Origin of the sequence: Yimella sp. NH-Cas1, from assembly GCF_022359705.1 — a bacterium.
Classification (GTDB): Bacteria; Actinomycetota; Actinomycetes; order Actinomycetales; family Dermatophilaceae; genus Yimella; species Yimella lutea.
On record NZ_JAKSGG010000003.1, the window covers coordinates 2,150,240 to 2,170,055 of the forward strand.

The 19,816-nt window shown below is 67.3% G+C and carries 23 protein-coding genes and 2 pseudogenes; 13 read left to right on the forward strand and 12 right to left on the reverse strand.

Annotation, left to right across the window (positions count from 1 at the left end; translation table 11 throughout):
- Positions 1-2: 2 nt before the first annotated feature.
- The 6 genes from MF407_RS10605 (at position 3) to MF407_RS10630 (ending at position 5,067) form a co-directional block, all read left to right on the forward strand.
- The gene (locus tag MF407_RS10605; protein ID WP_239702255.1) at positions 3-479 is read left to right on the forward strand and encodes a hypothetical protein; all 477 of its coding nucleotides are present in this window, start codon (positions 3-5) and stop codon (positions 477-479) included.
- Between the two features lie 30 nt (positions 480-509).
- On the forward strand, positions 510-1,823 hold the full coding sequence (locus tag MF407_RS10610; protein ID WP_239702256.1) for a CBS domain-containing protein: 1,314 nt from the start codon (positions 510-512) through the stop codon (positions 1,821-1,823).
- A complete protein-coding gene (locus MF407_RS10615) occupies positions 1,820-2,452 on the forward strand; it encodes a DUF1003 domain-containing protein (protein ID WP_239702257.1) in 633 nt (210 codons plus the stop codon). Before MF407_RS10610 ends, MF407_RS10615 begins: the two co-directional genes overlap by 4 nt.
- 28 nt (positions 2,453-2,480) lie before the next feature.
- The gene (locus MF407_RS10620; RefSeq protein WP_239702258.1) at positions 2,481-3,617 is read left to right on the forward strand and encodes an Mrp/NBP35 family ATP-binding protein; all 1,137 of its coding nucleotides are present in this window, start codon (positions 2,481-2,483) and stop codon (positions 3,615-3,617) included.
- A 126-nt stretch (positions 3,618-3,743) separates the two neighbouring features.
- On the forward strand, positions 3,744-4,316 hold the full coding sequence (locus MF407_RS10625; RefSeq protein ID WP_239702259.1) for a sigma-70 family RNA polymerase sigma factor: 573 nt from the start codon (positions 3,744-3,746) through the stop codon (positions 4,314-4,316).
- The gene (locus tag MF407_RS10630; protein WP_239702260.1) at positions 4,309-5,067 is read left to right on the forward strand and encodes an anti-sigma factor; all 759 of its coding nucleotides are present in this window, start codon (positions 4,309-4,311) and stop codon (positions 5,065-5,067) included. The genes MF407_RS10625 and MF407_RS10630 overlap by 8 nt, the downstream gene beginning before the upstream one ends.
- A gap of 13 nt (positions 5,068-5,080) precedes the next feature.
- On the opposite strand, the gene MF407_RS10635 is transcribed toward MF407_RS10630, so the two are convergent.
- The 6 genes from MF407_RS10635 to sigE all read right to left on the reverse strand — a co-directional run bounded on the left by MF407_RS10635 (position 5,081) and on the right by sigE (position 8,625).
- Complete coding sequence (locus MF407_RS10635) at positions 5,081-5,326, reverse strand: helix-turn-helix transcriptional regulator (RefSeq protein WP_239702261.1); 246 nt, start codon at positions 5,324-5,326, stop codon at positions 5,081-5,083.
- Positions 5,327-5,653, reverse strand: coding sequence for a DUF2975 domain-containing protein (locus MF407_RS10640; RefSeq protein ID WP_239702262.1), 327 nt, complete (start codon positions 5,651-5,653; stop codon positions 5,327-5,329).
- A gap of 47 nt (positions 5,654-5,700) precedes the next feature.
- Positions 5,701-6,075: a preprotein translocase subunit TatA gene (locus MF407_RS10645; protein ID WP_239702263.1), complete on the reverse strand. Its 375-nt coding sequence runs from the start codon at positions 6,073-6,075 to the stop codon at positions 5,701-5,703.
- A 79-nt stretch (positions 6,076-6,154) separates the two neighbouring features.
- Entirely contained in the window at positions 6,155-7,183 is a 1,029-nt protein-coding gene (locus tag MF407_RS10650; RefSeq protein WP_239702264.1) for a trypsin-like peptidase domain-containing protein, read from the reverse strand.
- A gap of 291 nt (positions 7,184-7,474) precedes the next feature.
- The gene (locus MF407_RS10655; RefSeq protein WP_239702265.1) at positions 7,475-7,975 is read right to left on the reverse strand and encodes a hypothetical protein; all 501 of its coding nucleotides are present in this window, start codon (positions 7,973-7,975) and stop codon (positions 7,475-7,477) included.
- A complete protein-coding gene (sigE, locus tag MF407_RS10660; protein ID WP_129627120.1) occupies positions 7,972-8,625 on the reverse strand; it encodes an RNA polymerase sigma factor SigE in 654 nt (217 codons plus the stop codon). The genes MF407_RS10655 and sigE overlap by 4 nt, the downstream gene beginning before the upstream one ends.
- A gap of 218 nt (positions 8,626-8,843) precedes the next feature.
- Between sigE and MF407_RS10665 the strand changes: the two genes are divergently transcribed.
- A complete protein-coding gene (locus MF407_RS10665; protein WP_129627096.1) occupies positions 8,844-9,476 on the forward strand; it encodes an O-methyltransferase in 633 nt (210 codons plus the stop codon).
- 71 nt (positions 9,477-9,547) lie between these two features.
- On the opposite strand, the gene MF407_RS10670 is transcribed toward MF407_RS10665, so the two are convergent.
- Positions 9,548-9,715, reverse strand: a complete 168-nt coding sequence (locus MF407_RS10670; protein ID WP_115923734.1) for a DUF3117 domain-containing protein — start codon at positions 9,713-9,715, stop codon at positions 9,548-9,550.
- Between the two features lie 234 nt (positions 9,716-9,949).
- On the opposite strand from MF407_RS10670, the gene MF407_RS10675 reads away from it, so the two are divergent.
- The 4 genes and pseudogenes from MF407_RS10675 (at position 9,950) to MF407_RS10690 (ending at position 13,359) form a co-directional block, all read left to right on the forward strand.
- Positions 9,950-10,735, forward strand: a complete 786-nt coding sequence (locus tag MF407_RS10675) for a PaaX family transcriptional regulator C-terminal domain-containing protein (RefSeq protein WP_239702267.1) — start codon at positions 9,950-9,952, stop codon at positions 10,733-10,735.
- A gap of 38 nt (positions 10,736-10,773) precedes the next feature.
- Complete coding sequence (locus MF407_RS10680) at positions 10,774-11,565, forward strand: enoyl-CoA hydratase-related protein (RefSeq protein WP_239702268.1); 792 nt, start codon at positions 10,774-10,776, stop codon at positions 11,563-11,565.
- 25 nt (positions 11,566-11,590) lie between these two features.
- Complete coding sequence (locus MF407_RS10685; protein ID WP_239702269.1) at positions 11,591-12,037, forward strand: NfeD family protein; 447 nt, start codon at positions 11,591-11,593, stop codon at positions 12,035-12,037.
- A pseudogene (locus MF407_RS10690) lies at positions 12,038-13,359 on the forward strand (SPFH domain-containing protein). It begins immediately after the preceding gene.
- 150 nt (positions 13,360-13,509) lie between these two features.
- On the opposite strand, the gene MF407_RS10695 reads toward MF407_RS10690, so the two are convergent.
- From MF407_RS10695 to dapE, 5 genes and pseudogenes are all read right to left on the reverse strand, one after another.
- Positions 13,510-14,751: a hypothetical protein gene (locus MF407_RS10695; RefSeq protein ID WP_239702270.1), complete on the reverse strand. Its 1,242-nt coding sequence runs from the start codon at positions 14,749-14,751 to the stop codon at positions 13,510-13,512.
- Positions 14,748-15,333, reverse strand: a pseudogene (locus MF407_RS10700) (DNA-3-methyladenine glycosylase I). Before MF407_RS10700 ends, MF407_RS10695 begins: the two are co-directional and overlap by 4 nt.
- 8 nt (positions 15,334-15,341) lie before the next feature.
- The gene (locus MF407_RS10705) at positions 15,342-15,638 is read right to left on the reverse strand and encodes a DivIVA domain-containing protein (protein WP_239702271.1); all 297 of its coding nucleotides are present in this window, start codon (positions 15,636-15,638) and stop codon (positions 15,342-15,344) included.
- A 37-nt stretch (positions 15,639-15,675) separates the two neighbouring features.
- Positions 15,676-16,428, reverse strand: coding sequence for a TIGR00730 family Rossman fold protein (locus MF407_RS10710; RefSeq protein ID WP_129627733.1), 753 nt, complete (start codon positions 16,426-16,428; stop codon positions 15,676-15,678).
- A 50-nt stretch (positions 16,429-16,478) separates the two neighbouring features.
- On the reverse strand, positions 16,479-17,573 hold the full coding sequence (gene dapE, locus MF407_RS10715) for a succinyl-diaminopimelate desuccinylase (RefSeq protein ID WP_129627721.1): 1,095 nt from the start codon (positions 17,571-17,573) through the stop codon (positions 16,479-16,481).
- A 63-nt stretch (positions 17,574-17,636) separates the two neighbouring features.
- Here dapE and dapD point away from each other — a divergent pair, with 63 nt between their 5' ends.
- On the forward strand, positions 17,637-18,608 hold the full coding sequence (dapD, locus tag MF407_RS10720) for a 2,3,4,5-tetrahydropyridine-2,6-dicarboxylate N-succinyltransferase (protein ID WP_239702272.1): 972 nt from the start codon (positions 17,637-17,639) through the stop codon (positions 18,606-18,608).
- Complete coding sequence (locus MF407_RS10725; RefSeq protein WP_239702273.1) at positions 18,605-19,618, forward strand: hypothetical protein; 1,014 nt, start codon at positions 18,605-18,607, stop codon at positions 19,616-19,618. The genes dapD and MF407_RS10725 overlap by 4 nt, the downstream gene beginning before the upstream one ends.
- The last annotated feature ends 198 nt before the right edge of the window (positions 19,619-19,816 follow it).

The window sequence follows — 19,816 nt, forward strand, 5'->3', positions numbered from 1 at the left end:
ACATGAGCGAGGTTGGTGCGGTGCTCCCCCGGTCGGCGATCAGCTGGCTGGTCGTCGAGGGTCGACCGTGGCCGGTGTGGCACGCCGTCGACGGCAGTCGGTTGTACGTCGTGAGCGGCCCCGACGAGCAGCACCTGCCCGTGCTGCCTGCGCAGATCGAGGTCATCCTGCGTACCAAGGACACCCGCGCCCGGGTCGGCCCGGTGCCTGCGAGCGCCTTCCGGCTGCGTCCGGGCGTGCCGGCCTGGGAGCCCGCGATCACCGCTCTGATGGGCGCGCGCCAAGGCGCTCCGGGTCAACAGGTGCTGGACCGGTGGAAGGCCTCTTGTGCGGTCTGGGCGATCGACGTCGATGTCGACGCCCCGGTCCCGCAACCCGGCGCGAACGAGCCTTCCGGTGCCCGTCCGCCGGAGCAGACGCCCGCCACGACCGACCGTTGGCGGCCACGACACTTCGGACGGCTACGCCGCAGACACTGAATCTCCTTCGGGGACATAGGCTGACCTGTTGTGAGCACCCGGATCTTCGTGTCGAGAATCGCCGGGCTGACCGTGCTCGACCCCCTGGGCGACCGCGTCGGCCTGGTTCGCGACGTCGTGGTGAGTTTCACCGGTCGCAATCCCCGCGCCATCGGCCTGGTCATCGAGGTGCCGGGCAAGAAGCGCGTGTTCCTGCCGATGACCCGCGTGACCAGCATCGACCCCGCAGCCCTGATCAGCACGGGTCTGGTCAACATGCGCCGGTTCGAGCAGCGCGCCACCGAGACGCTCGTGCTCGCGGAGATGTTCGAGCGCCGGGTCACCGTGAATGACCCGGACGGCAGCTTCGAGGCGGTCGTCGAGGACATCGCGATCGCGCGCAATGCGCGCCGCGACTGGATCCTGACCAAGGTGTTCGTCCGGCAGAGCGGCCAGGCGCAGTCGTCCACCAGCCGGGCCGTGTCCCGGCTGATCCGCCGGCGTCCCGGCACGACCTCGCTGGTCGACCTCGACCAGGTGCAGGGCCTGCGCCGTCAGTCCGGCGCGCAGAGTGCCGAGCGCCTGCTGGAGACCTACGAGGACCTGCGCGTGGCCGACCTCGCCGAGGTCATCCACGACCTCAACCCCAAGCGCCGCGCCGAGGTCGCCGCTGCGCTCGACGACAGCCGACTGGCCGACATCCTTGAAGAGCTGCCCGAGGAGGATCAGATCGAGATCATCGGTGGCCTCGAACGAGGACGGGCCGCCGACGTCCTGGAGGCCATGGAACCGGACGACGCGGCCGACCTGCTCGCCGACCTGCCGCCGGAGCAGGCCGAACACCTGCTGCAGTTGATGGCCCCGGACGACGCCGCCCCGCTGCGCCGGTTGATGACCTACGAGGAGAACACCGCCGGCGGCATGATGACGTCCGAGCCGGTGATCCTGGGCCCGGACGCCACGATCGCCGAGGCGTTGGCGATGATCCGCCGCGAGGAACTGGCGCCGACGCTCGCCTCAGCAGTCTTCGTCTGCCGCCCACCGCTTGAGACACCGACCGGACGCTTTATCGGCCTGGTGCACGCCCAGCGACTGTTGCGGGAACCGCCGAACACGTCCGTCGGGATGGCGGTCGACCAGACGGTCGAGGCGATCCCGGTGGATGCCAACCTCGAGGAAGTGACGCGCACGCTGGCCACCTACGACCTTGTCGTGTTGCCCGTGGTCGATGAGAACGGGTACCTGTTGGGCGCGGTCAGCGTCGACGACGTGCTCGACCACATCCTCCCGGACGACTGGCGCGAAGGTCGGCACGACGTACGCAACGCTTCCTCCGTCAACCGTTCGGGAGGTGGTCTGCGATGAGCGAACGTGCCGAGCGTCCGGACAAGAAGATCGACCGCAAGCAGACCGTGCGGCGCGAGACGTCGAGTTCACGCCTGGACCAGCCGCGCGAACTTCGGCGACGGTTCTTGTCATGGCCCGGCGTCGATGCCGAACGGTTCGGGGTGCTGTCCGAGCGGTTTGCGAGGTTCATGGGAACGCCGGCGTTCCTGCTCTACATGACGGTGTTCGTCGCCCTCTGGCTGGCCTGGAACACCTTCATGCCGGAGGCGGCGCAGTTCGACCCACGTGCATTGAACTACACCCTGCTGACGCTGATCCTGTCGTTGCAGGCGTCGTACGCCGCTCCGCTGATCCTGCTCGCGCAGAACCGACAGGACGACCGTGACCGCGTCGCTCTGGAACAGGACCGTGGACGCGATGAGCGCAACCTAGCCGACACGGAGTTCCTCACCCGCGAAGTCGCATCGCTGCGACTTGCGTTGCGTGACACCGCAACTCGCGACTTCGTCCGAAGCGAGCTGCGCAACCTGCTGGAGGAGATGGAGGAGCGCGGGATTCTCGGCCAGCCCACGGAGTCCGAGCAGAAGCCGCGCAAGAAGAAGGACAAACCGCAGCGGAGTGAGTCAGGCACGGCCGCATTGGGGTGACCGCGCTCAGGCGCCTACCATGGAGAGCATGTCTGTCGCCCCCACACTCGATGCCGTCCGCGCTGCACTCGCGACCGTCGAGGACCCCGAGATCCGAAAGCCCATCACCGACCTCGGCATGGTGGAGAGCGTCGACATCTCCGACTCCGGCCACGTCAGCGTCACGATCCTGCTGACGATCTCCGGCTGCCCGCTGAAGAGCAAGCTCACCTCCGACACCACCGCTGCTGTGCAGCGGGTCGAGGGCGTCACCGGCGTCGAGGTGCGTCTCGGCGTGATGAACGACGAGCAGCGCGCAAACCTCAAGGCGTCGCTGCGTGGCGGAGCTGCGGAGAAGGAGATCCTGTTCGCCAAGCCCGGTTCACTCACCCGGGTGTATGCGGTCGCGTCCGGAAAGGGTGGTGTCGGCAAGTCGTCGGTCACCACCAACCTCGCTGCTGCGATGGCCCAGAACGGCCTTCGGGTCGGCGTGGTCGACGCCGACATCTACGGTTTCTCGGTGCCGCGCATGCTGGGCGTCGACCAGAAGCCGACGCAGGTCGACGACATGATCCTGCCGCCGATTGCCCACGACGTGAAGGTCATCTCGATCGGGATGTTCGTCCCCGGCAACCAGCCGGTCGTCTGGCGCGGCCCCATGTTGCACCGGGCGTTGCAGCAGTTCCTCGGCGACGTGTTCTGGGGCGACCTGGACGTGCTGCTGCTGGACCTTCCGCCCGGCACCGGTGACATCGCGATCTCGGTCGCCCAGCTGATCCCGACCGCGGAGATCCTGGTTGTGACCACCCCGCAGCAGGCAGCCGCCGAGGTCGCCGAGCGCGCCGGTTCCATCGCGCTGCAGACCAAACAGCGCATCGCCGGTGTCATCGAGAACATGTCATGGCTCGAACTGCCCGACGGCACCCGCCAGGAGATCTTCGGATCCGGCGGTGGCCGGGCCGTCGCAGACTCACTGTCGCGCTCGGTCGGTGCGTCCGTCGAACTGCTCGGTCAGATCCCGCTCGACACCGCGTTGCGTGAGGGTGCCGACACCGGCGCCCCGGTCGTCCTCTCCCGTCCTGGCTCCCCCGCCGCAGTCGCGCTGCGCGCGATCGCCAAGGGCCTCGGGACGCGTGCGCGCGGGCTGGCCGGCCGTTCGTTGGGCCTCACCCCGAGCGTCCGCTGACCCCGCTGGTCCGGACACTCCGCGGCGGCGTCCGGGCGGCCTGTTCCTTCATCCGTGCGACCGATCGCTACGAATACTCATCGCCCGTTTCGAAGCAAGGACGGTTCACAACGACAGGATGCAGCTATGACAGTTTCCGATCGCGCAACCGATTTGGGCGTGCTGATCGCATCGTGCGCCGCCGGCGACCAAGACGCGTTCGCCAGGACATATGACCTGGCGTCGACCCGCGTTTACGGAATGGTGCTGCGTGTACTCCGGGACGAAGCTCTGACCGCGGAGGTCACCCAAGAGGTGTTTCTCGAGGTATGGCAGAAGGCGTCCTTCTTCCGTCCCGCAGGGAGTGCCTGGGGCTGGGTGCTCGCCATCGCCCACCGGCGCGCCGTGGACTGCGTCCGCTCGGTCGAGGCGGCTCGCCGCCGGGACGAAAGGTACGCCAAAGAGCCCGTCGGCCCCGCGCTCGGTCCCGAGGACATCATGGTCGCAGCGGAAGCGGGACTCGCGGTCCGGCAATGCCTGGAAACGCTCAGTGCAGTGCAACGCCATGCCATCGAACTCGCGTACTGGGAAGGGCTGACACAGCGTCAGATTGCGGAGAAAATGAGCGCGCCGCTCGGCACGGTGAAGTCCAGGGTGAGGGACGGATTGCGAGAAATGGCCGCCTGTCTGCGCGGGGTGCTCGGAGCAGACAATGTCTGAGTCGATCCACGATCTTGTCGGGGTCTACGCGCTGGATGCGGTCGATGATCTGGAAAGACACCGGTTCGAAACCCACCTGGCCACGTGCGCGCGTTGTCGCAGCGAACTGGAACTCATGCGATCGACTCTGGAAGGGCTCTCGCTCGACACAGCACAAGTGCCGCCGCCCGGGCTGAGGTCGAAGGTGCTGGCGGCGTTCGCCGAGGACATTGCACAGGAGACCGGCGCGGACGAGCGTGCGCCGGCACGCGGGCGCACCGGTGATCGCGTTCACCGGCCCGCGGCGGTGCGGCGTCGCGGAATCAGTAGGCGAGCGGTGCTTGCCGCAGCAGCGACGGCCGCGATCGCGGGCGTAGGGACAGTCACCGTGCGGCGACTGCGCGAACCGCAGTCGGTCGACCCCGCCGAGCAGATCCTGGCCGACGACCAGGCACGCCGGAGCACAGCCACCTACCGCGGTTCACAGGTGACGGTGGCCTGGACGTCGGACGGTCTCGGCGCCGTTCGTTTCGACCCGGTCCCGCAGTCGATTGCGGGGAAGGCGTACACGATGTGGCTGATCAACGGCGCAGGCGGTACGGCCAATGCGGGAGCGCTGACGACGTCGCAGATGTCGCACAGGTCGTCGGTATCGATGCAGCTGCGAGGTGACCTGCGACGGGCCAAGACATTCGGAGTCACCCTCGAACCGAGCGGTACCACCCCGCAGGCACCGACCTCCCCGCCGCTTTTCGTGGTCGAACTCGTTTGAGGCAGCCGGTCGGTCACGCCGAGACCGTGCTCCGGGCGCGTTCGTCGGTGACCTCGCCCGGATCCCATCGCAACAGATCGCCCGGCTGGCACTCGAGCACCTCGCACAACGCCTCGAGCGTCGCGAACCGAACGGCCTTGGCGCGGCCGTTCTTCAGTACCGCCAGGTTTGCCGGGGTGATGCCGATGCGATCGGCGAGCTCGCCCACACTCATCTTCCGGCGCGCCAACATCACGTCGATCTCGGTGATGATCGGCAATCAGATCACCTCGTCGAGTTCGGATTGTAGGTACTTCGCCCGCGAGTCCAGGGTCACTGCTTGGGCCAGCAGTGCGCGCAGGACATACACCACGAGGGCCACGCCGGCGACCACGAGCGAGGCTGCGCAGATGAGCCCGACGACGCCGGGGGCGACCTCGTCACCTGCGGTGCTGTGATTGGCGAAGCGCGCCACCACCGCGACGGCGAAAAGAAGAAGGGAACCTGCACCGATCGACGCAATGACGCCATCGACGTAGTGGAAGGAGTCGTGGGAGAACACCGTGGCTCGACGTGCCATCGTCTGTTGCACACCACTGCTGCTCATCGAGCAACGATGTTAATCGATCGTGAAACGATAGGAGCGTTTAGGATTCAGGTGGCATCGTCGTCGTACGGGGTGGGTCGGTCGGGGTCGTAGCGCATCGGCTCCCAGGTGGACCCCACCTCGTCCATCACCGGGTCGTGCTGCCCGGGAACCTCGGCAGCATCGTCGTCCTCGTCGAACAGCGCCTGCCGGACGATCTTGCGGGGGTCGTACTGACGCGGGTCGTACTGCCGCCAGTTGATGTCGGCGTACTCGGGGCCGATCTCGTCCTTGAGCTGCGACTTCGCGCCTTCGGCATACTCGCGTGCCTGCTTAACCCAGCCGCGCAACTTCGCCACGTATTCGGGTAGTCGCTCGGGGCCGATCAGAAAAGCGGCCAGGCAGACGAGAAGGACGAACTCCCAGGTGTCGATACCGAACACTGGTGTTCTCTCCTTCCCTCGTGCACAGGCCGAAGCACAGCCTACGACGTCCGGCGCACCGCAGGCGCCGGGTGGCGATTCAGCTGCCGGCTCCCGTGCGCATCGTCACCGACTTCTGCTCCTCGCCGGTCTTGAATCCCACCGTGATGGTGTCGCCGATCTCCTTGGAACGCAACGTCACCAGGAAGGTCTTTGGGTCCTTGGTGGCCACACCGTCGATCGAGGTGATCACATCGCCCTCCTTGACACCGGCCTTCGCAGCCGGCCCGTCGGGGTTGACCTTCGAGACCTTCACACCGTCGCCGGAATAGCCGGGGTCGAAGTCGAGACCGATGACCGGGTACTCGGCCTTGCCCGTACGAATGAGTTGGTCGGACGTGCGCCGCACCTGGTCCGCCGGGATCGCGAAACCCAGACCGATGCTTCCTCCGCTGCGCGAGGAGTAGATCGCGGAGTTCACGCCGATGACCTTTCCCCGCAGATCCAACAGCGGGCCACCGGAGTTTCCCTGATTGATCGCCGCGTCGGTCTGGATCGCGTTCATGTAGGAACGCGAGTTGGACTCACTGCTGGCACCTCCGGACGAATCGTCGTCGCCGGTGACCACGGGCCGATTCAGCGCACTCACGATGCCGGTGGTGACCGACCCGGTGAGGCCGAGCGGAGCACCCACCGCGATCACCGACTGACCGACCTTCAGGTCGTCGGACTCGCCGAGTTCCAGCGCCGGAAGATCCTTGCGCTCCACTTTCAGGACCGCGAGGTCGTACGTCGGGGAGACCCCGACGATCCGCGCGTCCGCTTCCGACTGGTCGGAGAACAGGACCTTGAGGCCGGCACCGTCACCACCCGCGGACGCGACGTGGTTGTTGGTGACGATGTAACCGTCCGAGCGCAGCACGAAGCCGGATCCGCTGCCCCGCGGCACCCCCGACGAACTGCTGATCCTGATTGTGACGACGCTCGGCAGAGCCTTGTTCGCGATGGCTTCGACATTGCCGGCGGCTACGTCTGCGGATGATGAATCCTGTCGACCGGCAAGTTCACTGCCGACATACCCGCCGACGCCGCCGCACAACAGAGCAAGCAGCGCGGCGCTCGCGATCAACAGACCGGCCCGCCTGGGACGACGTGGCGCGGGTGCCTGCGGACCATCACCTGGACCAATAGCAGGACCGAGCACCGGCGGCGCCGGAAAAGGGCCGGGGGCGCTGCCTGTCGGGTTCCCTGCGCCGGAGGTGGGCGTGGCCGGCCCGTGCGGGTGCGGGGCAGCGCCCGGGCGCGGGACGGGAAGGGGTCTGGATCGCGGGTCCTGCGACATGGTGTCCATTCTCGATCGTGACCCGGTCGTGCACCGACGCGGGGGGAGAGGCCGGTCGGGACCCGCTCGCCGCGGGGACTACGGACGCGGCGAGCCGGGAGCGTTCTGCTCGAAACCGATCACCCGCGCCATCGGCGACTGCCCCGTGGCTGGCTGACTGCGCATCACCGGCATGCGAGCGGGCGTGCCGCTCTGCACCGGAGCATGAATGGCGACGACGGCCGCGCTGATGCAACCGACGACGGCCAGCGCCGCGATACCGATCGGCTTGCGCGCGGAGACGTACTGAGCGGGCGCGTGGCAGGCAATCGTCGCCGGCGACTTCGACGAGGATCGTCGGGCCGGCATCGGCTGGGTCGGCAGATCACCCAGACTGAGCAGTCCGGCCATGAAGTCGGAGTCGCCGCGAGGCGCGTTGGCCGGAACCCCGCGCATCCGACCGATGAGATCCCGCTCGGCAGCCACCTTCGACCGACAGCACTGGCACGCGACCAGGTGCCGCTCAAGGACGGTTGCCGTCTTGGCGTCGAGGACTGCGTCGACGTAATCGACGAGGACGTCGTGCTCGGGACAGATCATCCGCCGACCTCCACGGGCCGCCCCAGACCGAGACAGGTACGAGCCGGAACGACCGGTTCGACCGGGCGAACCGCGGGGTCGCGGTGCGCCAGGGCGGCACGCAGTTGGGCGCGGCCGCGGTGAATGCGGGATCGGACGGTGCCCAGCTTGACGTCCAGCGTCGCGGCGACTTCTTCGTAGGACAGACCCTCGATGTCGCAGAGCACGACCGCGGCGCGGAAGTCGGGCGACAGTGCATCGAGCGCACGCTGGATGTCGTCGTCGAAGTGTGCGTCGGCGTACAACTGCTCCGGGCTGCCGGTGCGGCTGACCAGCCGGGCGGCGGCGTCGTCGGACAAGGCGTCGAACCGGATGCGCTGCTTGCGGCGCATCTTGTCCAGGAAGACGTTGGTGGTGATGCGGTGCAGCCAGCCCTCGAAGGTGCCGGGACGGTATGAGCCCAGGGAGCGGAACACCCGGACGAAGACATCGTGCGTGAGGTCTTCGGCGTCGTGGACATTGCCCGTCAGGCGGTAGGCCAACCGGTAGACCCGCGTGGAGTGCTCGGCGACGATCTCCTCCCAGGTCGGCGGCTGCCAGCCTGCCGGGGCCTGGTCGGGCACCACTGTCTTGGTTCGCTTCAACGTCGTCCTATCGGGCGTCGCGGTCATGTCGTTGTCCCCCAGTTCATCCAGTCGTTGCGCGGCTCCAGCCTCACCCACCCGGCTGTGTGTCAGCTGTGTGACCGCGGTACAGCTGCTGTCGATCCCACCGACTGGACGCCCGTGAGCGTCATTCGGTTCAACGATCGGTCTCGCCTGTTTGTTTCCCCTGGTCGATTCCGCATCCATTTTCGCACTGTCGGGCGCGCCAAGTAGATTTGTCAGCCATGACATCCATGCGACCCGGTACCTGGACCTACGCCGAGGAGTTCACGGTCGAACCGGAGCACATCGAGCGCGCGCGATCCCGTGGCGACGAGCTCGGATGCGTCCCCGTCGGCACCGGCACGGGAGCGGCCCTGCGCATGCTTGCCGCGTCCTGCCAGGCCCGGTCCGTCGTCGAGATCGGCACCGGTGCCGGCGTGAGCGGCCTGTGGCTGCTGACCGGCATGCCGTCCGACGGCATCCTGACCACCATCGACATCTCCAGCGAGCATCAGCACGCCGCCAAGCAGGCGTTCGCCGAGGCGGGCTACCCACCACAACGCACCCGCACGATCGTCGGCAGTGCGCTGTCGGTCCTGCCCCGGCTCACCGACGGTGGCTACGACCTGGTGCTCGTCGACGGCGAGAAGACCGAGTACCCCCAGTACGTCGAGCAAGCGCTGCGCCTGTTGCATCCAGGCGGGGTGCTCGCGATCGACAACATGCTCTGGCACGACCAGGTCGCCGACCCGACCGCTCGCGACGAGGTCACCCGTACGCTGCGCGACCTCGGCAAGCAGTTGCGCGACGACTCAGATCTCGCGACCACGATGCTGCCTGTCGGCGACGGACTGCTGGTCGCGATCAAGCGCTGACCGTCCGGAACAGCACGAAAGTCCCGTGGATCAGTTGATCCACGGGACTTTCCGTCATCTGTACCGGGTGATCAGCCGATGCAACCCTTGATGGCGTCGCCCAGCGCCTGCGCCTCTTCGGCGTTCATCTCGACCACGAGTCGGCCACCGCCTTCCAGCGGCATGCGCAGCAGGATGCTCCGGCCTTCCTTGGTGACTTCGAGCGGGCCGTCGCCAGTCCTCGGCTTCATCGCCGCCATGGGTGCTTCCCCTTCCGCCGTGTGGCTTTCGTGACGGGCGCGTCGGCATCCACACAGTTCGTTTTTGTCTTGCCGATGACTCGGTGACGCACCCTTTACGTCGACCATTATCCCCCAGTGCGGGCGCAGGGAGGAAATTCGGTGGTCAACGAATTGCAACGATCCCCCGACCGGCCCCGGTCTGTCGCAACGGCGCCCATCCCACGCCGCGACAGACCGTGGCAGCATGTGGCCATGCTCGCCAGGTCCGCCGTCTTCGACATCTACGGCGACCACCTGCTGTCGAGCACGAAGTGGGCCCCCGTCGCGGCACTCGTGCAGCTCACCGGCGTCGTCGACATCGCCCCGGCGGCGACCCGCACCGCGATCTCGCGCATGGCCCGCGAAGGCTGGCTCACCGCCCAGACCCGGGACGGCGCGCGCGGCTACGCGATGACCCCGCGGGCCGCGCAGCGCCTGGCCACCGCCGGACAACGGATCTACGCCGACCGCACGCCCGAGTGGGACGGTCGGTGGCACATCGTCGTCGTCGAACACAGCGGCGACCGGTCGGCTCGAGCCCGCGTCCGGGCCTCGATGGAGTACCTGGGCTACGCCAGGCTGGCCGTCGACACCTGGATCGCTCCCCGTGCGAGCGACGACCTCGCAGGCACCCTCGGGCCCGGCTATCGCGAGTTCCACTCAGAGTTGTCCGGTGACCCGCGGCAGTTCGCGTCGTCGATGTGGGACCTGGAGCAGATCGCCGACGCGCACCGACAGTACGACCGTTGGCTGACCGAACTGGTGCAGGGCTTCCCCGACGATGCGAGCGACGAAGAGCGTTATCTGACAAGGACGCTCGCAGTTCACGAGTGGCGCAAGTTCCTGTTCCGTGACCCCGGCCTGCCACCCGAGGTTCTACCCGCCGCGTGGCCGGGCACCGTTGCGTCCGAGCGCTTCCGCGACGTGGCCGCCCGGCTGCGGCCGGGAGCGTCGGCGTACGTTGAGTCCTGTATCCGCACCGCACTCGGCCGGGCCTGAAAGCCCGTCCGTGGCCTGACCAACCAAGGAGAACGTCCATGACCGAGGCCCCTGTCGTCGTGGAGCGGGACGGCGGTGTCGCGACCGTTCGGATCAACCGCCCGAACGAGATGTGCGCGCTGGACATCCCGACCAAGGATTTGCTGCTGTCGTCGTTGCAGGCGGCTGCTGAGGACGAGAGCGTGCGAGTCGTCGTGCTCACCGGCACCGGCCGCGCCTTCTGTGTCGGCCAGGACCTCAAGGAACACCTCGGGCTGCTCGAACTCGGTTCGGACGCACTCGACACCACCGTCGAGGAGCACTACAACCCGATCGTCGAGTTGCTGTCAACCATGAACAAACCGGTGATCGCCGCGGTCAACGGTGTTGCTGCCGGTGCAGGCGCTGCCTTCGCCTTCGCCGCCGACCTACGCGTGCTGCGCGCGAGCGCTGGTTTCAATCTGGCGTTCACCGGTATCGCTCTATCCTGCGACTCCGGGTCCTCGTGGACGCTGCAGCGTCTGGTCGGTATCGCCAAAGCGAAGGAGCTGCTGTTCTTCCCGCGCACCGTCAAGGCCGACGAGGCCCTCGAACTCGGGTTGGCGACCACGGTCGTCCCCGACGATGAATTCGATTCCGCAGTCGCCGAATTGGCTCAGCGGTTAGCATCGGGACCAACGATGGCGTACGGGTCCGTCCGGCGCGCGGTCGGATTCGCGGCAACTCATGAGCTGTCCGAATCGTTGGCCAAGGAAGCCGAGTTGATGAAACTCACCGGGGGCACGGCCGATCACCGCGCGGCCGTGGACGCGTTCATCGCGAAGAAGCCACCGGTGTTCGAGGGACGCTGAGCACGAAGTCGAGGAAGTAGGGCACATGGACTGGACGACACTCTTCTGGATCGTCGCCGGGCTCGCCCTGATCGGGCTCGAGGTCCTCGGCGGCGAGTTCGTCCTGCTCATGCTCGGCGGTGGCGCTCTCGCAGCAGCCGGCACCTCCGCGGCCGGCGCCGACACCTGGGTCAGTGCCGTGGTGTTCGCAGTCGTCTCGATCGCCCTGCTGCTGCTGGTCCGTCCGCCGCTCAAGCGACACTTCCTGTCCGGACCGATGCACGCGATGAACACCGACGCCCTGCTCGGCGCACGCGCAGAAGTGGTCGAACAGGTCACCGAGGACGGCGGCCTGGTGCGGATCGGTGGCGACATCTGGACTGCTCGTCCGGCTCGACCGGACATGACCTTCGAACCCGGCGAGAAGCTCGTCGTGGATCGGATCGACGGTGCTGTTGCCGTCGTTGACAGCGACAATTTCGGGGAGAACTGAATGGAACCGTTACTCATCATCGCGGCGATCATCGCCATCCTGGCGGTCATCATCGTGGTCAAGTCGGTGGCCGTGGTGCCGCAGGCGGAAGCAGCCGTCGTCGAGAGACTCGGCCGATACACCAAGACGGTGTCGGGGCAGCTGCTGTTTCTCATGCCGTTCGTCGACCGGATCCGCGCCAAGGTCGACCTGCGCGAACGGGTGGTGAGCTTCCCCCGCAGCCGGTGATCACCGAGGACAACCTGACGGTCAACATCGACACTGTCGTCTACTTCCAGGTGACCGACCCCCGCTCTGCCGTCTACGAGATCAACAACTACATCGTCGGCGTGGAGCAGTTGGCCACCACGACTTTGCGTAACGTCGTCGGCGGCATGACGCTGGAGGAGACGCTCACCTCCCGTGAGGTCATCAACACCCAGCTGCGTGGCGTCCTGGACGAGGCCACGTCCCGCTGGGGTCTGCGCGTCGCCCGTGTCGAGTTGAAGTCCATCTTCCCGCCGCCCTCCATCCAGGAATCGATGGAGAAGCAGATGAAGGCGGATCGCGAGAAGCGTGCAACCATCCTGGCCGCCGAGGGTCATCGCGAGTCGGCGATCAAGTCGGCCGAGGGTGACAAGCAGAGCCAGATCCTCGCCGCAGAAGGTGCCAAGCAGGCCTCCATCCTCGCCGCCGAGGGTGACCGTCAGTCGCGCATCCTGCGCGCCCAGGGTGACCGTGCCGCGCTGTACCTGCGGGCCCAGGGTGAGGCCAAGTCCATCGAGAAGACGTTCGCCGCGATCCGTGCGGCCAAGCCGACGCCCGAACTGCTGGCGTACGAGTACCTGCGTCAGATCCCGGAGATGGCCAAGGGCGAGGCGAGCAAGGTGTGGGTCGTGCCGAGCGACTTCGGTTCAGCGTTGCAGGGCTTCGCGAAGTCCTTCGGGCAGCAGAGCGACGACGGCACCTTCCGCTACGAGATGCCGTCCTACGAGGACGTCCCCAAGGTGGACGAGGACGAGGTCGAGGAATGGTTTGACCTCAGCCGCGACCCGGCTGTCGCCAAGGCCGTCGCCGAGGCCGAAGCCGTCGCCCGTCAGTCCGTCGCCGGCGACATCATGGAGGAGGACGCCAAGCGTCGCTCAGAGCGCCGTGCCGACCGTCAGGCAGCCAAGGACCAGGCGGCCGCGGAGAACCAGCAGCCCGCCGCGCAGAATCCACGGGCGATCACCGGCGGTGACGGTGGCTCGACCCAGGCTCACCCGACGCTGCCGCCGCAGCAGGCTCCCGACGGCTTCGGCCAGGGCGTCCAGTTGCCCAAGCACCCGGGGCAGCAGGACTGACCCATCCGCTTCACCGAACAGCCCCGCCGGTCACCGGCGGGGCTGTTCGTCTCGGACGTTCCTCATCCGGTCTCGATCGCGGCACTCCGCTAACGCTCCGCACCTACTCGACCAGCGTGTGGGTGAGTCTCGTCCTAATCTGCCTTGGTGTCAGATCGCGCTGTCGGCGGGCGGGGTGAAGTGCAACAGTTCGTCCACCCACCAGATCTGCCAGCCGAGGAAGACGACAGCCCAGGCGGCGGTACGCCAGCCGACCAGCAACCGGTCCCCCGACCGCTGTTGCGCGGCCCCGACCAGGATCGCGGTGATCGGCCAGAGGAACAGCAGAAAGCGGAAGGTGCTGCTCCAGACGTCCACGATGGCCAGCAGGTACAGCGAGTACGACACCATCCACGCGCGCAGCACGAAACCCAGTCCGCGCGACCAGGGCCCCGTCATCATCATGAACACGACGGTGACCAGGACGAAGAGCACGATGACGCCCCTGCCCTCACCGAACAGGATCTGGAAGTTGGTGTACCAGGGCTTGAACGGCACGACGTCTCCGGCACGCCACCCGGCCTGGGTGCGCGTGTAGGCGTCCAACTCCCCTGTGCGCCAAGCAGCCACGGCCGGCCAGGCAAGGCCACAGATGCCGGTCGCGATCAACGTCACTGACGCGCCCAGGACGTCACGAGGGCGCAGCCGCAGATCGTGCCGCCGCAGCACCATTCGCAGCAGCACCGCCAGCACGACCCCGACGAGCGACAGAGCGATCGGTCGTTCGAAGCCGAGCAGCAGCGCGGTGGCGCTCGCCGTCAGCCAGCGTTCCCTGGTGATCGCCCACAGGAAGATGGTCAGCAGCAGAATCCCGAGTGACTCGGTGTAGGTCATCTGCAGCACCGGCGACGAGGGCGCCACCGAGAACAACAGCGTGGCGGCGAACGCGCCGCGCGCACCGATCCGTTCACGCAACAGCACGCTCATCAACACGACAGCGGCACCGGCATAGGAGATCGAGATCAGTGATCCCGCGGCGCCGAACGACAACCCGCTGACCAGCATCAGTCCCGCTGTCATGGCCGGGTAGAGCGGCAGGAACGCCCAGGTGTTCTGCGCGACCTCGCCTTCCTGGTCGAGCGGCAGCACCTTCGGGTAGCCCTCACGGATAATCTGCTCGTACCACTTGCCGTCCCACGAATGGACGATGTCCCAGTAGCCGAGCGGTCCGCGCTCCTCCCGGTAGGCGACCACCATCTCGCCCGTGTGCGGCGCAATGCGGGCCATCAGCACCGCCGAGAACAACCGCGCGAGCAGGAACGCGCCGAGGACCCACCAGCCCAGGTGGGCGTCGACGGACCGACCCAGACGCTGCTGGACGCGCATCAACGCCGAACAGGCTGCCAGGCTCATCGCGGCTCTGCGTGCCGGTGACAGCCGGCGAGATGATCGTCGACGAGACCGCATGCCTGCATGGCTGCATACATGGTGGTCGGCCCGACGTCCGCGAAACCGTTCTGTTTCAACGCTTTCGACAGTGCCACAGACTCTGGTGTCCGAGCCGGCACGTGGCTGAGGCTTGTCGGCGGACGGTGGTGCCGCGGGGCGAACGACCAGACGAATTCGTCGAGTCCGCCTCGCTCACGCAGGATGAGCGTCGAGCGCGTTCGTGATCGCCGCGTCGATCTTGCGCCGGTTGCGCACGATGCCGGCGTCCTTCATGAGCCGGTCGACATCGCCCTGGTCGAAGCAGGCGACTGCATCAGGGTCGAACTCGGCGAAGGCCACGCGGAACGCGGGTCGTTTGCGCAGGATCGTGATCCACGCGAGGCCTGACTGGAAGGCCTCCAGGCAGATCCGCTCGTACAGCGCCTGCTCACCGTGTACGGCCCGACCCCACTCGTCGTCGTGATACGCGAGACAGAGCTGATCGGACCCGGCCCACGCACAACGTGCGATGCCGTCCGGTCCGATGACGATTGCGTTGTCCCCCAAGGAATTCTCTAATACTCGATGCGTTGGTCCCGCTCGGCACGCAGACGGGCGATCTCGGCGTCGCGGTCGTCGAGCGCCTCACGGAGGCGGTCGAGGACGTCGTCGACCTGCCCCATGCGGTAGCCGCGCACGGTCTGGTCGAAGCGCAGGGACGCGACGTCGTCCGAGGTCAGGTGGCCGTCGGGCAGGGTCTCGAAGGGTGTCGTGGTGACCGCGTCGTCCATGAACCCGCCGAAGCGTCCCATGACAGCGGCAACCGCCAGGCCGGCCACGACCACGAGCAGGACGATGAGAACGAGGATCACCCGGACAGGGTAATGCCCGGAGGCCTCGCGATCCGACTCACGCCGGAGGGTGCAGCAGGCGGTCCTCACGGATGATGATCTCGACAGCCTCGGCCGGGTCGTCGACGATCTGCAGTCGCTTCACGTCGTCCGGCGAGATCATCCCCTCGGCCAGCAGCGTTCCGGTGACGAAGTCGAGCATCGGGGTCCAGAAGTCTGCGCCCAGCAACACCACCGGGAAGCTGGTGATCTTCTGCGTCTGCGCGAGCGTAATCGCCTCGAAGAGTTCGTCGAGCGTGCCGAATCCGCCTGGGAGCACAACGTATCCCTGCGAGTACTTCACGAACATCGTCTTGCGGACGAAGAAGTAGCGGAAGTTCACACCGAGATCGACGTACTCGTTCAGGCCGGTCTCGAAGGGTAGTTCGATGCCGAGTCCGACGCTGACTCCCCCGGCCTCGCAGGCCCCCTTGTTGGCTGCCTCCATCGCGCCCGGTCCACCGCCGGTGATGACCGCGTAGCCGGCTTCGGCGAGCAACCGTCCGACCTGCACAGCCTTGGCGTAGTGCTCGCTGCCGGGCTGGAGGCGGGCCGAGCCGAACACGCTGATCGCCGGTCCGAGTTCGGCGAGCGCGCCGAATCCCTCGACGAACTCCGCCTGGATGCGCATCACCCGCCAGGGGTCGGTGTGCAACCAGTCGGAGTCGGGTTGGCGATCCAGCAGACGCTGGTCGGTGGTGGTGTGGGGCACCTGCGAACCACGCAGCGTCGTGGCCCCGCGGCGGTAGCCGCGGCGTTCGATCTCGACCATCTCGATCTCGGCGCGAGTCATGCCGATCGGCTCCTCCCCCTTGGCTGCGTTCATCGTGCCTGGCTCCCATCCGCGAAGTCGGGCGACAGCCATCGCCGCATGGCCTCCAAGGCGGCGGTGATCTGATCCTCGGGGCAGCGTTCGTCGTCGGTGTGTGCCAGGTTCGGGTCGCCGGGCCCGAAGTTCACCGCCGGGACGCCGAGCGCCGAGAACTGTGCGACGTCCGTCCAGCCCTCCTTGCCGACGACCGGGAGTGCGAGCGCGTCGACGAACCCCTTGGCGGCGGGCTTGTCGAGGCCGGGCTTCGCCCCGTCGGCGGCGTCCTTGACCTCCATCTCGTACCCGGCGAAGACCTCGCGCAGATGGGCCAGCGCCTGCTCGGTGTCGCGGTCGGGTGCGTACCGGTAGTTGACCGAGACGACGCATCGGTCAGGGATGACATTGCCCGCGATGCCGCCGGCGATACCGACCGCGTTCAGCGCCTCGTGGTAGGCGAGGCCCTCGACGTCGACCGTACGTGGCTCGTACGCGGACAGCCGGGCGAGGATCTCCCCCGCCTCGTGAATCGCGTTGTGTCCGTTCCACGGTCGTGCCGAATGAGCGGCGATGCCCTTGGCCGACACGTCGACCTTCATCGTGCCCTTGCAGCCGCCCTCGATCCCGCCGTCCGTCGGTTCGAGCAGCACCGCGAAGTCGGCCTGGAGCCAGTCGGGGTGATTGCGCACGAGCCGGGCCAGGCCGTTGAACTCGGCTTCGATCTCTTCGCAGTCGTAGAAGACGTAGGTGACGTCGCGGGTCGGTTCGGGCACTCCCGCCGCGAGCGCCAGCTGCACCGCCACCCCGCCCTTCATGTCGGTCGTCCCACGCCCGAGGAGCATCCCGTCGACCCGGCGCACGGGAACGTTCGGCGGGTCGGTGATCGGGACGGTGTCGATGTGCCCGGCGAGCACGACGCGCTCTTCGCGGCCGAGGTCGGTGCGGGCGACGATCGCGTTGCCGTCCCGCTGCACGCTCAGATGCGGCAGTTCGCGCAACGCCGCCTCGATCGCGTCCGCGATCGCCTGCTCGTCCTTGCTCACCGATGGAATGTCACACAGGGCGGCGGTCAAGGTCACGACATCCGTGTTCAGGTCGAGAGAAGCCATGGAACACATCTTGTCGGACGGTCGCTACCGGGCTCCGCGGGGAGTCTCACCTAGCCTTGAGGCATGACCGAGCAGCGCAACGCCTGGGGCTACGGCCTGGCCACGATCACCACCGACGACCGGGTGCTCGACACCTGGTTCCCCGCCCCGCGACTGGGGCAGGCCCCGGCGGACGATCCGTATGGTGCACCTTCCGAGCTGGCCTCCCAGGTGCGCGAGGACCCGCGCCGCCAGGTGCGCACGAAGGTGGTGCTGACCAGCATCGACCTGGACGAGGCACCCAAGGACGCCTCGGACGCCTACCTGCGCCTGCACCTGCTCTCCCACCGGATCGTGCAGCCCAACTCCATGAACCTGGACGGACTGTTCGGCGTGCTGCAGAACGTCGTATGGACCAACCTGGGCCCCTGCTCCCCGGAGAACTTCGAGACCGTCCGGATGCGCCTGCGGGTCGACGGACCGGTGCAGGTCTTCGGTGTCGACAAGTTCCCGCGGATGACCGACTATGTTGTGCCGAGCGGAGTCCGGATCGCCGACGCGGACCGCGTCCGTCTGGGTGCGCACCTGGCCGAGGGCACCACGGTCATGCACGAGGGCTTCTGCAACTTCAATGCCGGCACCCTGGGCACCTCCATGGTCGAAGGCCGCATCGTGCAGGGCGTCGTGGTCGGTGACGGCTCCGACATCGGCGGCGGCGCCTCGATCATGGGCACCTTGTCCGGCGGTGGCACCGAGCGGGTCAGCATCGGCGAGCGTTGCCTGCTCGGCGCGGAGAGCGGCATCGGGATCGCGCTCGGCGACGACTGCGTGGTCGAAGCAGGGCTCTACATCACCGCCGGCACCAAGGTCACCATGCCCGACGGTTCGGTCGTGAAAGCACGCGAACTGTCCGGCGGATCCAACATGCTGTTCATCCGCAACTCCGAGACCGGCACCGTCGAGTGCCGTGCCCGCGAGGGGAAGGGCATCGAGCTCAACGAGGCCCTGCACGCCAACACCCACAGCGGCGACCACACCACCGGCGCCCGAGCGTGATCTTCGGACGCAAACGGCGCCGCGGCGAAACCACGGAGCTGTACGACCGGCATCACAACGGCACCGCCGACTCCTACGGCGACCCCTATGGCGATGCCGACAGCGACTGGGACGATGAGGACGCCCTTCACCTCGGCGACGCGCGCTTCGAGTCCGATCACCGGCGCACTCGCCTGACCAGCACGCTCGGCTGCTTGCTACCGCTGGGCTTGCTGGCGCTCATCGCCGGTGGTGGTTACTACGGATATCAGCGGGTGCAGGACGCCGTCGGATCCAACTCCTGCAAAGTGCGTGACGACCGCTTCGACTACCAGTGGAGTCCGGAGCAGGTGGCCAACTCGGCCACGATCAGCATGGTCGGTACCGACGTCCTGCGGCTGCCCACCAGGGCGAGCCAGATCGCGAACGCCACCGCGATACAGGAGTCGAAACTGCGCAATCTGCGCAGCGGTGACCGGGACTCGCTAGGACTGTTCCAGCAGCGTCCGAGCATGGGCTGGGGCACCGCCGAGCAGATCCTCGACCCGGTGTACGCCAGTCGCCGGTTCTACGCCGCTCTGGTGAAGGTCGACCAATGGCAGACCCGGCCGTTGACCGAAGTGGCCCAGGATGTGCAGCGCTCCGGTTACCCGGAGGCGTATGCCGATCACGAGACCCAGGGTCGAGTGCTGGCCACCTCCTTCGAGGGGAAGTTCCCCGAGTCGTTGGGCTGCCGACTGGACGACCCGACCGAGCCGGGCTCTCCTACCGACGTCGTCGCGAAGCTTCGCGAGCAGACCGGGGTGACCGCCACACCGAGCGGCAAGTACGTCACGGTGCGTGCACAGTCCACGAAACAGGCGTGGGGTATCGGCCATTGGGCCGTCGCGCATGCGCAGTCCGAGCAGATCAGCTCGGTCGTCGTCGGCGGGCGGGCCTGGAACCGCACGTCCGACCGCTCCGGCTGGACGTGGGACAAGGCGACCAATCCGACGGCCTCCGCGACGACGGTGCGTATCGAACTGCACTGAGCGGGGTTGTGGAACTGCAAGCCGACCCCAGCACACCCCAATCCGGTCGTCCTGTTGCACGGCACGTTCTTTAACCTCGGTCAGAACTTCGTGGCGATGTCGCCGATGGCCCTCGAACTCTGACGGGCCCGCACGCAATAACGACCGGATCCCTCTACTACCGCTGTAGTAGAGGGATCCGGTCGTTATTGAAACCGC